Consider the following 13305-nt stretch of genomic DNA (forward strand, 5'->3'; position numbering starts at 1 on the left):
GTGGCCGCCGGGGCGCTCGGGTTCGTGGCGGTGCGCCACCGGATCGGCGACGCCGACGCCATGTGACCCCGCGGATCCGGTCGCCTGAGGGGTCCGGGGCCGCGCGGAACCGGGTGAGGCAGAATCGGCCTCATGACACGTCCCGGTACTCCGTCGGAGCCGCCTGCCTACGCCGACCGCGTCTACCGGTCGACGCTCTCGATGGTGGGCGGCACGCTGCTGCTCGGCGTCGGCCTGTGGATGGGCGGCGACGCCCTGATCCGCGGCGAGGGCAGCGCCCCGTGGGTGGCGGCCGCCGCCCTGCTCCTGGCAGTACCGCTGGTGATCGCCTTCACGTTCCGGCCGGCCGTGTACGCGAACGACGACCGCATGCGCATCCGCAACCCGTTCCGCACGGTCGTGGTGCCGTGGGCGGCGGTGGAGGAGCTGCGCGCCACGTACTCGACGGAGGTCGTCACGCGGGACGGCGCGAAGTACCAGCTGTGGGCGGTCCCGGTGTCGATGCGCCAGCGGAAGCTGGCGGTACGCAGCGGGGGGCAGGTCCTGGTGGGCGCGGAGGCGACGGTGCAGGAGCTGCGCACGCTGGCGGAGCAGAACGCCGTCCGCCCGACAGCCAAGGGCGAGCCCGAGTCCCGCTGGGCCTACGAGATCCTGGCCCCCGCGGCGGCTGGCCTCCTGGCCCTCCTGCTCCTCCTGACCCTGAGCTGACCCCATCCCCGGTGCGGCCCCTGCTGGTCGCCGTCCCGTTTCCCGCCCACCCGCCCCCACCTGCGGGGGCTCGCCGTGTTGCCGCATGGCCCCGCCATAGCTACGCCCAGGTGAGGCGTTGCCCGTCGGGCTCGACATGCAGCCGCATACGGTCGGCAGGCGGTCGCCCGTCCGCCTGCCAGCGGGCGACGCGTTCGGTGATGTCGTCCCACGGGCGCGCGGGGCCGCCCTGCCGCACCATCCACCGTGCGCCGTCGTGGAAGACGACCGCCCACGACTCGGCGGCTACGTCGATCACGACATGTTCCGTCCGGCCGTTCTGTTCGAGCGTGAGGCGCTGCGCGCGGGGAGCCGCGAACTGGGCGACGAACCGGGCGGTCCAGTCGTCGAGCACGTCCGCGCCCAGCTCTGCGGGCACCGTGTCGCCCTCGTCGAGGTTCGGGAGCACACCGAGCGGGGGCGGGAGATGCGGGCGGGCCAGCATGAACGAAACCTGTCCGCCGAGAACCGGGCCACTGGCCGTGCCGTCGTCGGCGACTGTGAGGCGTACAAGCTCCGATGAGTGCATCCACCCGCCGACCGTGACCAGGACCTCGCCGCCGGGCCGGGTCTGCGCGAGCCAGTGGGCGGGCACGGTGTGTACGCCGCACGTGGAGATGACCCGGTCGTACGGACTGCCCTCCTTGTTGCCCGCCAGTCCGTCACCGACCACGCGGGTAGGCCGGTATCCGGCGCCCGCGAGGGCCATTCCGGCACGGGCGGACACTTCGGCGTCGACCTCGACCGTGGTCACGTTGTCCTCGCCGACGACATGGCAGAGCAGCGCGGTCGAGTAACCCGTACCCGTGCCGATCTCAAGGACGCGCGACCCTTCGACCGCCCGCAGGTCTTCGAGCATCCGCACGACCAGACTCGGCAGGGTGGAGGACGACGAGGGGGCCGCGGCGATGCGCCCCTCGACCTGGTCGGGGAAGACGCCCCCGGCCACCTGCGTGACGAGGGTGTCGTCTTCGTAGATCCGAGCGAGCCTTTCCGCGGAGTTCCCGACTACGGGGCGGTACCAGCCGCCCCCTTCGTACTCGAACCAGCCGCGCGCGAGGAACGCCTCGCGCGGTACGGCAAGAACGGCCGCTTCCCATTCCGGGCTACGCAGGACGCCGCTCTTGGACAGGCACCACGCGAGGTCGGTCCGTAGGTGTTCCGAGGGCAGGGGGTCGGTCATGCCGGCTCGCTCCGTTCTGCAACAGGTCTGCGATGGCGTGTGTGATCGGCAGTCCGGCCGCGTCTTCGAGCCACGCCCATTGGCCGTTGGGGTTGCACTCCAGGAACCACCATGCGCCGTCAGCGGTCAGGGCGAAGTCGAAGGCGCCGAAGTTCAGCCCGAAGACGGCGAGGAACCGCGCGAGTGCCGCGCGTATCTCGTCCGGGCAGGTGATCGGCTCATAGGTGAGGTTCTGGTACTCGGCCCGCCAGTCCACGACCCCGGGCGGCGTGGTGATCCGGGCGCTGAACACCTGCTTGCCGACGACGATCGCCCGCACGTCCGCCACCTTGGGCACCTGCGCCTGGAACAGGTGCGCGCTGTGGTTCACCGCGCCGTCGATCTCGTCCGCCTCGACGGGGGCGGCCCAGATCCCGGCGGGCTCGCCCTCGACCTCGTACGCCCCCGCGTGCAAGGGCTTGTAGACAGTGGGTCGTTCGGCACAGAACTGCTCGGCCTCCCCGGGATCGTTCGTGATGAGGGTGGCCGGGACCGCGAGTCCGACGCGGTTCGCCGTAGCCAACTGCGCGGGCTTGTACTCGGCACGTGCGACGGCCTGCGGGTGGCTCAGGTATTTGGGAACACCTCACGCCGGCCGCCATTGCGGCGATCCCCGCACTCGCCGCGCGCCGCCCCCGGGAATGAGAGGCGGAGGGCGGCCGCGAGGTCTCCTGGTTGCTGCCGTTGGAAACGGCGAAGAGGGCCGGCCCATGCGGGGCCGGCCCCCTTTCACGGGTCTTGGTCAGATGCCCGCCGAGGCGGACAGGTCGCGCTTGATGCCTGTCAGGATCTCCGTCGCGCGGGTGCGGGCGTCCGTCAGGGCTGTCGCGTCCGCCACCGGGACCACGACCTCCAGGTAGCACTTCAGCTTCGGTTCCGTGCCGCTGGGGCGGACGATGACGCGGGCCTTGTATTCGCCCTCCAGGTAGTAGCGGAGGCCGTCCGTGGGGGGCAGCGTGGCGGTGCCGTGCGTCAGGTCCTCGGAGGAGACCACCGTCAGGCCCGCCAGCTTCGCCGGGGGAACCTCCCGCAGGCGGCGCATCGCGTCCGCGATGACGGTGAGGTCCTCCACGCGGACCGACAACTGGTCCGTGGCGTGCAGGCCGTGGGCCAGCGCCAGGTCGTCCAGGAGGTCCGCGAGGGTGCGGCCCTGTTCCTTCAGCTCCGAGGCCAGTTCCGCCACCAGCAGCGCCGCCGTGATGCCGTCCTTGTCGCGGACGCCCTCCGGGTCGACGCAGTAGCCGAGCGCCTCCTCGTAGCCGTAGCGCAGGCCCTCCACCCGGGCGATCCACTTGAAGCCCGTCAGGGTCTCCTCGTGGCCGAGCCCCGCCGCCGCCGCGATGCGGCCGAGCAGCGACGAGGACACGATGGACTCCGCGAAGACGCCCTTCGCGCCCTTGTGCACCAGGTGCTCCGCCAGCAGCGCGCCCACCTCGTCGCCGCGCAGCATCCGCCAGCCCGCGTCCGCCGTCTCGTCCGGTACCGCCACCGCGCAGCGGTCCGCGTCCGGGTCGTTGGCGATGACGATGTCCGGCTGGGCCTCCCGGGCCTTCGCGAACGCCAGGTCCATCGCCCCCGGCTCCTCCGGGTTCGGGAACGCCACCGTCGGGAACGCCGGGTCCGGCTCGGCCTGCTCGGCCACCAGGACCGGGGCCGGGAAGCCCGCCCGCGCGAACGCCGCCAGGACCACGTCCTTGCCCACGCCGTGCATCGCCGTGTACACCACCCGCGCCGTGCGCGGCGTGCCCGGCGTCAGGACCTTGTCCGTACGGGCCAGGTAGGAGCCCAGGACCTCGTCGCCCAGGACCTCCCAGCCGGACTCCGCGCGCGGCACGTCCGCCAGGGACCGTACGGCGGTGATCTGCGCCGCGATCTCCGCGTCCGCCGGCGGCACGATCTGGGAGCCGTCGCCCAGGTACACCTTGTAGCCGTTGTCGCGCGGCGGGTTGTGGCTCGCCGTGACCTCCACGCCCGCGACCGCGCCCAGGTGCCTTATGGCGTACGCCAGGACCGGCGTCGGCAGCGGGTACGGGAGGAGCGCGGCGCGCAGGCCCGCGCCGACCATCACCGCGGCCGTGTCCCGCGCGAAGTCCGCCGACTTGTACCGGGCGTCGTAGCCGATGACGACCAGGCCGTCCCGCCGGCCCTTCTCCTTCAGGTACGCCGCGAGGCCCGCCGCCGCGCGGATGACCACCGAGCGGTTCATCCGCATCGGCCCGGCGCCGAGCTCGCCGCGCAGCCCGGCCGTGCCGAACTGCAGCGTGCCGCTGAACCGGGCGGCCAGCTCGTCGGCGTCCCCGGCCGCGAGGATCCCGGCGAGCTCCTCACGGGTCTCGCCGTCCGGGTCCTCCGCGAGCCACGCCTCCGCCTGCGCCATGAGGTCCTGATGCACGGTCTGCCTCTCTGGGTGATGTCGTTGTACGTCGCTGTCCATACGTGAAGTCGTACGGGGGGCGTACGCGTACGTGCGTGTACGCCGCTCCTCGTATCCGTACCCGTACGCGCCCTGCGTCAGATGCGCTCCAGCACACGGGTGAGGAGCTGGCCCATCCGGGCGGCCGAGTCGCGGCCCGCCTGCAGGACCTCCTCGTGGTTCAGCGGCTCACCCGAAAGGCCCGCGGCCAGGTTGGTGACGAGGGAGATGCCCAGCACCTCGGCGCCCGCCTCGCGCGCCGCGATGGCCTCCAGGACGGTCGACATGCCGACCAGGTCGCCGCCGAGGACGCGGACCATGTCGATCTCGGCCGGGGTCTCGTAGTGCGGGCCGGGGAACTGGACGTACACGCCCTCTTCGAGGGTCGGGTCCACCTCCTTGCACAGCGCGCGCAGCCGCGGCGAGTACAGGTCCGTCAGGTCGACGAAGTTCGCGCCGACGATCGGGGACGCCGCCGTCAGGTTGAGGTGGTCGCTGATCAGGACCGGCTGGCCGGGGCGCATGCCCTCGCGTAGGCCGCCGCAGCCGTTGGTGAGGACGACCGTCTTGCAGCCCGCCGCGACGGCGGTGCGCACACCGTGGGCGACGGCGGCGACGCCGCGGCCCTCGTAGAAGTGCGTACGGCCCAGGAAGACCAGCGCCCGCTTGTCGCCGATGCGGTACGAGCGGATCTTGCCGCCGTGGCCCTCGACCGCCGGCGGCGGGAAGCCGGGCAGCTCGGTGACGGGGAACTCGGCCTCGGGGCTGCCCAGCGCGTCGGCGGCGGGCGCCCAGCCGGAGCCCATCACGAGGGCGACGTCGTGGTTCTCGGCGCCGGTCAGCTCGCGCAGTCGCTCGGCGGCCTGCGCGGCGGAGGCGTGGGGGTCGCCCTGGGGGCGGTCCGGGGTAACAGATGCGTTCACGCGGACGAGGGTAACCCGTCTGGGCCTACGCGCGTAGATGACAGGCCCTACGGTGTTCGTATCGTTGTCTTGTCACTTCCGACGAACCGCCCGGTTCGTGCTGGCTGAGCTGGTCGAACGCGGGTGGCGGTAGGCGGTCAGCAGGGGCGTTTGCGCAGCTCCATGACGTAGTCGTGGGGCGCGCCCGCCGACTCGGCGGCGTCGGCGATCTCGCCCAGGTAGCGCGCGGAGGGCAGGCCGCCCTCGTAGCCGTTGAGGACGTACACCCAGGCGGGCTCCTCGCCGTCCAGGGTGTGCACGCGGACCCGCATGCGCCGGTAGATGTCGAGCCCGACGCCCTCCCAGCGGTCCATCGAGTCCTCGTCCATCGGGGCGATGTCGTACAGCGCGACGAAGACCTGGGAGCGCGGGGCCTCCACGATGGTGGGGAGCGCGCCCTCCCAGCCCATCTGCTCCCCGCCGAAGGTCAGCCGCCAGCCGTTCAGCCAGCCGGTGCCGCGCAGCGGGGAGTGCGGGGCGCGGCGCGTCATCAGCCGCGCGTCGAGGTTGCCGGCGTACGCGGCGTAGAGCGACATGGGATCGAGGGTACGTGAGGGGCGGGAGCGGGGGAGGCGCCCCGCATGATCCGTCGGGCGGCGAAGGAGCCCCGGCGCTCGGTCGTGTCCGGCGGTGCGGGAGAATGAGGGCTCGAACAGTGCGGGACAATGAAGTACGTACTCCCCATCCTTCGAGGGCAACCCCCGATCCACGGGCCCGCACAGTCCGTGGGGTCGGCGTGACGAGAGCGCGAGGCGTAACCCCAGTGACCCGAATCGTGATCATCGGTGGCGGACCCGGCGGATACGAGGCGGCCCTGGTGGGCGCCCAGCTCGGCGCGGAGGTGACCGTCGTCGACTGCGACGGCCTCGGCGGAGCCTCCGTCCTGACGGACTGCGTCCCTTCCAAGACCCTCATCGCGACCGCCGAGGTCATGACGACCTTCGACTCCTCGTACGAGGAGCTGGGCATCATCGTCGCCGACACTGCATCCAATAGCGGCTCCGCCGCGGGCCCCCACGTGGAGCGGGCCGCCCGGGTCGTGGGCGTCGACCTCGGCAAGGTCAACCGCAGGGTGAAGCGGCTCGCGCTCGCCCAGTCGCACGACATCACCGCGTCCGTCACCCGGGCGGGGGCCCGCGTCATGCGCGGCCGCGGCCGGCTCGACGGGCAGCAGGCCATGGACGGCTCGCGCCGCGTGATCGTCACCGCTGCCGACGGCACCGAGGAGACGCTCACCGCCGACGCCGTGCTCGTCGCCACCGGCGGCCACCCGCGCGAGATCCCGGACGCCCAGCCCGACGGCGAGCGCATCCTCAACTGGACGCAGGTGTACGACCTCGACGAGCTGCCCGACGAGCTCATCGTCGTCGGCTCCGGTGTGACGGGTGCCGAGTTCGCCGGCGCGTACCAGGCGCTCGGCTCGCGCGTCACGCTCGTGTCGTCCCGCGACCGCGTGCTGCCGGGCGAGGACCCGGACGCGGCCGCCGTCCTGGAGGACGTGTTCCGGCGCCGCGGCATGAACGTCATGGCCCGCTCCCGGGCCCAGTCCGCCAAGCGTGTCGGCGACCGCGTCGAGGTCACGCTCGCGGACGGCCGCGTCATCTCCGGTACGCACTGCCTGATGGCGGTCGGCGCCATCCCCAACACCGCCGGCATGGGCCTGGAGGAGGCCGGCGTACGGCTCAAGGACTCGGGCCACATCTGGACCGACAAGGTGTCCCGTACGTCCGCGCCCGGCGTGTACGCGGCCGGTGACGTGACCGGTGTCTTCGCGCTCGCCTCGGTGGCCGCGATGCAGGGCCGTATCGCGATGTACCACTTCCTCGGCGAGACGGTCGCGCCGCTGAACCTGAAGACGGTGTCGTCGAACGTCTTCACCGACCCCGAGATCGCCACGGTCGGTTACACGCAGGCCGACGTGGACGCGGGCAAGATCGACGCCCGGGCCGTGAAGCTGCCGCTGCTGCGCAACCCGCGCGCGAAGATGCAGGGCATCCGGGACGGCTTCGTCAAGATCTTCTGCCGGCCGGGTACGGGGATCGTGGTCGGCGGCTGTGTCGTCGCGCCGCGCGCGAGCGAGCTGATCCACCCCATCTCGATCGCGGTCGACAACAATCTGACCGTCGAGCAGATCGCGAACGCCTTCACCGTGTACCCGTCGCTGTCGGGCTCGATCGCCGAGGTGGCACGGCAGTTGCACACCCGGAAGGCGACGGCCGAGGCGTAACGCTCCGCAGCCGTAGGGGGGTCGGTGGCGGGCCGGTGGCGGGTCGGTGGCGTAAGGTCGCCAATCCGGGCAAACGGACAGCCTCGGGTTCCCTTGGCCAGGGGACAACCCCCGGCAACCCCCGGCAAGTCGGGACATCCGGCGGTCGGAGAACGTTCATGGACGGGGTCGCCCATACCACTTGGCGACCCCGTCTGTTCGCAACTTCTCGGATTCGGCGCATACGGCTGCAAACTCTCGGTCGCTGGGGTTACTGTCAGTTTCGTGTTCGCTGCAGAACGTCGCCAGTTGATCCTTGAAATGGTGCGGGCCAATGGGGCGGTATCGCTCCGGGAGCTCGCCCGTGTCGTCCAGACCTCCGAAGTGACCGTACGGCGGGACGTGCGGGCACTGGAGGCCGAAGGACTCCTCGACCGCCGGCACGGCGGTGCGGTACTGCCGGGCGGATTCACGCGAGAGTCCGGCTTCCCGCAGAAATCCCATCTCGCGACCGCGGAGAAGACCGCCATCGCGGATGTCGCCGCGAGCCTCGTCGAAGAGGGCGAGGCGATCGTCGTCGGCGCCGGTACGACCACGCAGGAGCTGGCCCGTCGGCTCGCCCGGGTCCCCGGTCTCACCGTCGTCACCAACTCGCTGCTCGTCGCCCAGGCCCTGGCCCACGCCAACCGCGTGGAGGTCGTCATGACGGGCGGCACGCTGCGCGGCTCCAATTACGCGCTGGTGGGCAGCGGTGCGGAGCAGTCCCTGCACGGTCTGCGGGTGTCGCGCGCCTTCCTGTCCGGCGCGGGGCTCACGGCGGAGCGCGGACTGTCCACGTCCAACATGCTGTCGGCGAGCGTCGACCGGGCGCTGGTGCAGGCGGCGGGGGAGGTCGTGGTGCTGGCCGACCACACGAAGCTCGGTACGGACACGATGTTCCAGACCGTCCCGACGGACCTGATCACGCGGCTGGTCACCGACGAGCCGCCCGCGCACGACGAACGCGCCGGCATGGAGCTCCAGGCCCTCGCGGACCAGGGCGTCCAGATCACCGTCGCGGGCGCGGGCTCCACGGTTTCCGGCACCGGTGCCGGCTCGGGCTCCGGTGAGGGGCGCCAGGCCCGGCGGGACGTTCCGCTCCCGGGCCAGCGGGGCCGACACGCCGGGCCTCCGCAGCTCCGCAGCGCCGCGGCGCTGGCCCCGGACCCGGCCTCCACGGACCGGCCGGCCCGCGTGGCCGACCTGCGCCGCCGCTGACGCCCTCCCCGGCGGGTCTTTCCCCTATCCCGCCCCTTCCCGTAACTGGGGGCTCCGCCCCCAGGCCCCCGTATCGCGCCTGGACGGCGCTTGTCCTCAATCGCCGGACGGGCTGAAATCAGCCCCTCCGGCGTTTGAGGAGCGGGGGTTCGGGGGCAGAGCCCCCGATTCGGGAAGGGGCGGGGTGGGGAAAAATCCGCCGGAACCCGTCCCAGCCGTCACGGCTTCAGGCCGCGCAAGGTCAGGGTCAGGAGGCGGTCGGCGAGTTCCGGGTCCGAGGCGTCCTGTTCCGCCGCCAGGGCTATGGCGTTCGTGAGCTGCATCAGGTCCGTGATGGAGACGTCCGGGCGGACCGCGCCCGACTGCTGGGCGTGGCGGAGGAGGCGCTCGCCGGCCGCGCGGAGCGGCTCGCTGCACTGCCACAGGGCCGAACTCGGGTCGTACGACGCCGACATCAGGGCCCGCGCCAGGCCGCGGTACTCGCCGGCGTGGGTGACGATCGCACGGAGCCACTCCACCAGGGCCGTGCACGGTTCGTCCGCGTCCGCCAGTTCCCGCGAGCGGGCCAGCAGCGCCGCCAGGGCGTCCTGGAAGACCGCGTACATCAGGGCGTGGCGGTTCGGGAAGTGGCGGTACAAGGTGCCGATGCCGACGCCCGCGCGGCGGGCGATGTCCTCCAGCGCCGCGTCCGTGCCGTGCTCGGCGAACGCCGCGCGGGCCACGCGCAGCAGCCGCTCGTGGTTGCGCCGGGCGTCGGCGCGCATCGGCCGGGTCGTCGTCGTCATCGCGGCATCCTCCCTCGTACCCTCCAGGATGCCATCGGGCCGGGTACGGGCGAGGGGCCCGCCGGAACGGTCCGACGGGCCCCTCTGCCTCACGTGCCTCAGTCCTTGATGTCGCAGATCGCGGCGCCCGAGCTCACCGACGCGCCCACCTCGGCGTTCAGGCCCTTCACCGTGCCCGCGCGGTGCGCGTTCAGCGGCTGCTCCATCTTCATGGCCTCCAGGACCACGATCAGGTCGCCCTCCTGGACCTCCTGGCCCTCCTCGACGGCCACCTTGACGATGGTGCCCTGCATCGGGGACGCCAGCGTGTCGCCGGACGCGGCCGACGACGACTTCTTCGCCGCGCGGCGCTTCGGCTTCGCGCCCGCCGCCAGGCCCGTACGCGCCAGGGTCATCCCGAGCGACGACGGCAGCGACACCTCCAGGCGCTTGCCGCCCACCTCGACGACGACCGTCTCGCGGCCCGGCTCCTCCTCCGCCTCGGCCTCGGCCGGCGCGGCGAACGGCTTGATCTCGTTGACGAACTCCGTCTCGATCCAGCGCGTGTGGACCTTGAACGGGCCCTCCGCCGGAGCGAACGCCGGGTCCGCGACGACCGCGCAGTGGAACGGGATGGCCGTCGCCATGCCCTCGACCTGGAACTCGGCCAGGGCGCGGCGGGCGCGCTCCAGGGCCTGCTGCCGGGTCGCGCCGCTGACGATCAGCTTGGCGAGGAGCGAGTCCCACGCCGGGCCGATGACCGAGCCGGACTCGACGCCCGCGTCGAGCCGGACACCGGGGCCGGACGGCGGGGCGAAGGTGGTGACGGTGCCGGGCGCCGGGAGGAAGTTGCGGCCCGGGTCCTCGCCGTTGATGCGGAACTCGAAGGAGTGGCCGCGGATCGCCGGGTCGTCGTAGCCGAGCTCCTCGCCGTCCGCGATACGGAACATCTCCCGTACGAGGTCGAGACCGGTGACCTCCTCGGTGACCGGGTGCTCGACCTGGAGGCGGGTGTTGACCTCCAGGAAGGAGATCGTGCCGTCCGTGCCGACCAGGAACTCGACGGTGCCGGCGCCGACGTAGCCGGCCTCCTTCAGGATGGCCTTCGACGCGCGGTACAGCTCCGCGTTCTGCTCGTCGGTCAGGAACGGCGCCGGGGCCTCCTCGACCAGCTTCTGGTGGCGGCGCTGCAGGGAGCAGTCACGGGTCGACACGACGACGACGTTGCCGTGCTGGTCCGCCAGGCACTGGGTCTCGACGTGCCGCGGCTTGTCCAGGTAGCGCTCGACGAAGCACTCACCGCGGCCGAACGCGGCGACGGCCTCGCGGACCGCCGAGTCGTACAGCTCCGGCACCTCTTCGAGGGTGCGGGCGACCTTCAGGCCGCGGCCGCCGCCGCCGAAGGCCGCCTTGATGGCGATGGGCAGGCCGTGCTCCTGGGCGAAGGCGACGACCTCGTCGGCGCCGGACACCGGGTCGGGCGTGCCGGCCACCAGCGGGGCGCCGGCGCGCTGCGCGATGTGACGGGCCGCCACCTTGTCGCCGAGGTCCCGGATCGCCTGCGGCGGCGGGCCGATCCAGATGAGCCCGGCGTCCAGCACGGCCTGGGCGAACTCCGCGTTCTCGGACAGGAATCCGTAACCCGGGTGGATGGCGTCGGCACCCGAGTCCTTGGCCGCCTGGAGCACCTTGGCCATGTCGAGATAGCTGGCGGCCGGGGTGTCACCGCCCAGGGCGAACGCCTCGTCCGCCGCGCGGACGTGCAGGGCGTCCCGGTCCGGATCGGCGTAGACCGCTACGCTCGCGATCCCGGCGTCCCGGCAGGCACGGGCGACACGGACAGCGATCTCGCCACGGTTGGCGATGAGCACCTTGCGCACGATGGCTCCCTCCTCCTTGCTGTATTTCTCCGGAGGCGCTGCCCCCGTGTTCGCGGCTGCGCCGCGGGCCGGACCCCGGCCGGAGCCGAAGACTTCTCAAAACACGCTGAGTTTAGGGACTGCCGACACGGGCTTTCGACCCGTTCCCACTCGTGAGGTTGCCCACACAGAGCGTGATGCGCGGCGTGCCCGTACCGCGTAACCCCATGTCCTGCCACAGTACGCAGGGCTTCTTCACTGCACAGTAACCCTGCGGTGTGGCCAAGGTCTCTGTTCGGGCAGCCAGCGGGCCGTCCTGAATCTTTGTGGAGTCCCTACGAATGGGCGAATGATTCTTTGCCGTTCGCTCGCCGTTCCACCGCCGTTTCGGCGACCGGCGTGTCCGGACCCTTGCCCAGGGGGCTACTGGTGAGTAGCGTGCGCGCTGATCCTGTACCGCAGGTAACAGTCAGGGGGTACCCGTGGTGACCCGCAGACCGATCGCGCTGACGACGGCGGCCGTGCTGTTCGCCGAGGCGGCGGGTGCCGTGGCGCTGCACGGCGTGCTGGCCACGGTCCTGTCCGGCCAGCGGATGTCCCTGGCCGGCCTCGACCCGGACCTGATGATCACCGGTACGTGGGTGATGGGCGGGGTCATGGGCGCCTACCTGGCGGTGTGCGCGGGCGTGCTGCTCCTCGTGGGCGTACGGGACGCCCCGCCCGGGCGGTGGGCCCGTGTCCTCCTCATCACCTGCGCGATCACCCATGGGGTGCTGGGCGCGGCGGTCGTCGGGCTTGTGGGGTGGGTCGCGTTCGCGGTGCTGATGGTGGTGTTCGGGCTGGTGGTGCTGTCCCTGGTCGCGTACGGGCCGGAGCCGGAGCCGGAGCCGGAGGCTGCGCAGGGCCTAGGTCCAGAGGTCGGTGACCGAGACGCCGAGCTGGGACAGGAGGCGGCGGAGCAGGGGCAGTGACAGGCCGATGACGTTGCCCGGGTCGCCGTCGATGCCGTCGATGAAGGGCGCCGAGCGGCCGTCGAGGGTGAACGCGCCCGCGACGTTGAGCGGTTCGCCGCTGGCGACGTACGCGGCGATCTCCTCGTCCGTCGGTTCACCGAAGCGCACCAGCGTCGACGCGGTGGCCGACGCGTACCGCTTCGTCACCGTGTCATGGACGCAGTGGCCGGTCTGAAGGACGCCGACCCGGCCGCGCATCGACTTCCAGCGGGCGATGGCCTCCTCGGCGTCGGCGGGCTTGCCCAGGGCGCGCCCGTCCAGCTCCAGGACCGAGTCGCAGCCGATCACCAGCGCCCCTGACGCCTCGGGGCGGGCGGCCACGAGGGACGCCTTGGCCTCCGCGAGGGCGAGGGCCAGTTCGGCCGGGGTCGGGGCGGTGATCTTGTTCTCGTCGAAGCCGCTGACGATGACTTCCGGGGCGAGCCCCGCCTGGCGCAGCAGTCCGAGGCGGGCGGGGGACGCGGAGGCGAGGACGAGGCGGCGCTGAGCTGTCATGGCGCCATCGTATTCAGCTTCAGCGCAGCCCGGCCGCGAACATCGCCACGAGCATGGCCACGGCCAGCAGGACGCCTGCGCGGCGGAGCATGGCCTGCGTGGCCCGCATCTCCTCGGGCGCTTCGTCGTCGGGGTCGGACCACAGCATCCTTCGATCCTGCGGATGCGGTGGGCGGGTCGCCTGAGTACGCGTACTCAAGCGGTCCCGTACGAACGGACTAGTCACGTCCGACGGGTCTTTCCCCACCCCGCCCCTTCCCGAACTGGGGCTCCGCCCCAGACCCCGGTCGCGCCTGTGGGGGTGCCCCCTGCTCGAAGAGCTTGGGGGAGCTCGTCCTCAAACGCCGGACGGGCTGAAAATCAGCCC

The 13305-nt window shown here is 72.2% G+C and carries 13 protein-coding genes; 4 read left to right on the forward strand and 9 right to left on the reverse strand.

The window, feature by feature from the left end:
- The first annotated feature begins 132 nt into the window (after positions 1-132).
- Positions 133-708 carry a PH domain-containing protein gene (locus tag HTZ82_RS27890; RefSeq protein WP_175412154.1) on the forward strand — a complete coding sequence of 192 codons (576 nt, stop codon included), beginning with the start codon at positions 133-135 and terminating at the stop codon, positions 706-708.
- 100 nt (positions 709-808) lie between these two features.
- Here HTZ82_RS27890 and tgmC read toward each other — a convergent pair whose 3' ends face one another.
- The 5 genes from tgmC to HTZ82_RS27915 all read right to left on the reverse strand — a co-directional run bounded on the left by tgmC (position 809) and on the right by HTZ82_RS27915 (position 5880).
- Positions 809-1930: an ATP-grasp peptide maturase system methyltransferase gene (tgmC, locus tag HTZ82_RS27895; RefSeq protein WP_175412155.1), complete on the reverse strand. Its 1122-nt coding sequence runs from the start codon at positions 1928-1930 to the stop codon at positions 809-811.
- Positions 1854-2492, reverse strand: coding sequence for a hypothetical protein (locus HTZ82_RS27900; protein WP_254712155.1), 639 nt, complete (start codon positions 2490-2492; stop codon positions 1854-1856). Before HTZ82_RS27900 ends, tgmC begins: the two co-directional genes overlap by 77 nt.
- Before the next feature lie 219 nt (positions 2493-2711).
- Positions 2712-4361 carry a phospho-sugar mutase gene (locus HTZ82_RS27905; protein WP_175412156.1) on the reverse strand — a complete coding sequence of 550 codons (1650 nt, stop codon included), beginning with the start codon at positions 4359-4361 and terminating at the stop codon, positions 2712-2714.
- 119 nt (positions 4362-4480) lie between these two features.
- On the reverse strand, positions 4481-5305 hold the full coding sequence (locus tag HTZ82_RS27910) for a purine-nucleoside phosphorylase (protein WP_175412157.1): 825 nt from the start codon (positions 5303-5305) through the stop codon (positions 4481-4483).
- A gap of 137 nt (positions 5306-5442) precedes the next feature.
- Entirely contained in the window at positions 5443-5880 is a 438-nt protein-coding gene (locus HTZ82_RS27915; RefSeq protein WP_149185057.1) for a gamma-glutamylcyclotransferase, read from the reverse strand.
- A 227-nt stretch (positions 5881-6107) separates the two neighbouring features.
- Here HTZ82_RS27915 and HTZ82_RS27920 point away from each other — a divergent pair, with 227 nt between their 5' ends.
- Together HTZ82_RS27920 and HTZ82_RS27925 are read left to right on the forward strand one after the other, a co-directional pair.
- Positions 6108-7571 (forward strand): NAD(P)H-quinone dehydrogenase, encoded by a 1464-nt coding sequence (locus tag HTZ82_RS27920; RefSeq protein ID WP_175412158.1) that lies wholly within the window; start codon positions 6108-6110, stop codon positions 7569-7571.
- A gap of 264 nt (positions 7572-7835) precedes the next feature.
- Entirely contained in the window at positions 7836-8807 is a 972-nt protein-coding gene (locus HTZ82_RS27925; RefSeq protein WP_175412159.1) for a DeoR/GlpR family DNA-binding transcription regulator, read from the forward strand.
- Positions 8808-9025: 218 nt separating this feature from the next.
- On the opposite strand, the gene HTZ82_RS27930 is transcribed toward HTZ82_RS27925, so the two are convergent.
- Positions 9026-9592: a TetR/AcrR family transcriptional regulator gene (locus HTZ82_RS27930; protein WP_254712156.1), complete on the reverse strand. Its 567-nt coding sequence runs from the start codon at positions 9590-9592 to the stop codon at positions 9026-9028.
- A gap of 98 nt (positions 9593-9690) precedes the next feature.
- Positions 9691-11451, reverse strand: a complete 1761-nt coding sequence (locus HTZ82_RS27935) for a biotin carboxylase N-terminal domain-containing protein (RefSeq protein ID WP_175412160.1) — start codon at positions 11449-11451, stop codon at positions 9691-9693.
- A gap of 461 nt (positions 11452-11912) precedes the next feature.
- On the opposite strand from HTZ82_RS27935, the gene HTZ82_RS27940 reads away from it, so the two are divergent.
- Positions 11913-12401 (forward strand): hypothetical protein, encoded by a 489-nt coding sequence (locus HTZ82_RS27940; RefSeq protein ID WP_309235730.1) that lies wholly within the window; start codon positions 11913-11915, stop codon positions 12399-12401.
- On the opposite strand, the gene HTZ82_RS27945 is transcribed toward HTZ82_RS27940, so the two are convergent.
- Together HTZ82_RS27945 and mmpB are read right to left on the reverse strand one after the other, a co-directional pair.
- Positions 12336-12938, reverse strand: a complete 603-nt coding sequence (locus tag HTZ82_RS27945; protein ID WP_175412161.1) for a nucleoside triphosphate pyrophosphatase — start codon at positions 12936-12938, stop codon at positions 12336-12338. The two genes, HTZ82_RS27940 and HTZ82_RS27945, sit on opposite strands and share 66 nt — an antisense overlap.
- A 19-nt stretch (positions 12939-12957) precedes the next feature.
- Entirely contained in the window at positions 12958-13086 is a 129-nt protein-coding gene (gene mmpB / locus HTZ82_RS32815) for a morphogenic membrane protein MmpB (RefSeq protein ID WP_302852286.1), read from the reverse strand.
- Positions 13087-13305: the final 219 nt, after the last annotated feature.

Origin of the sequence: Streptomyces sp. TRM64462 (assembly GCF_013362995.1) — a bacterium.
Taxonomy (GTDB): Bacteria; Actinomycetota; Actinomycetes; order Streptomycetales; family Streptomycetaceae; genus Streptomyces.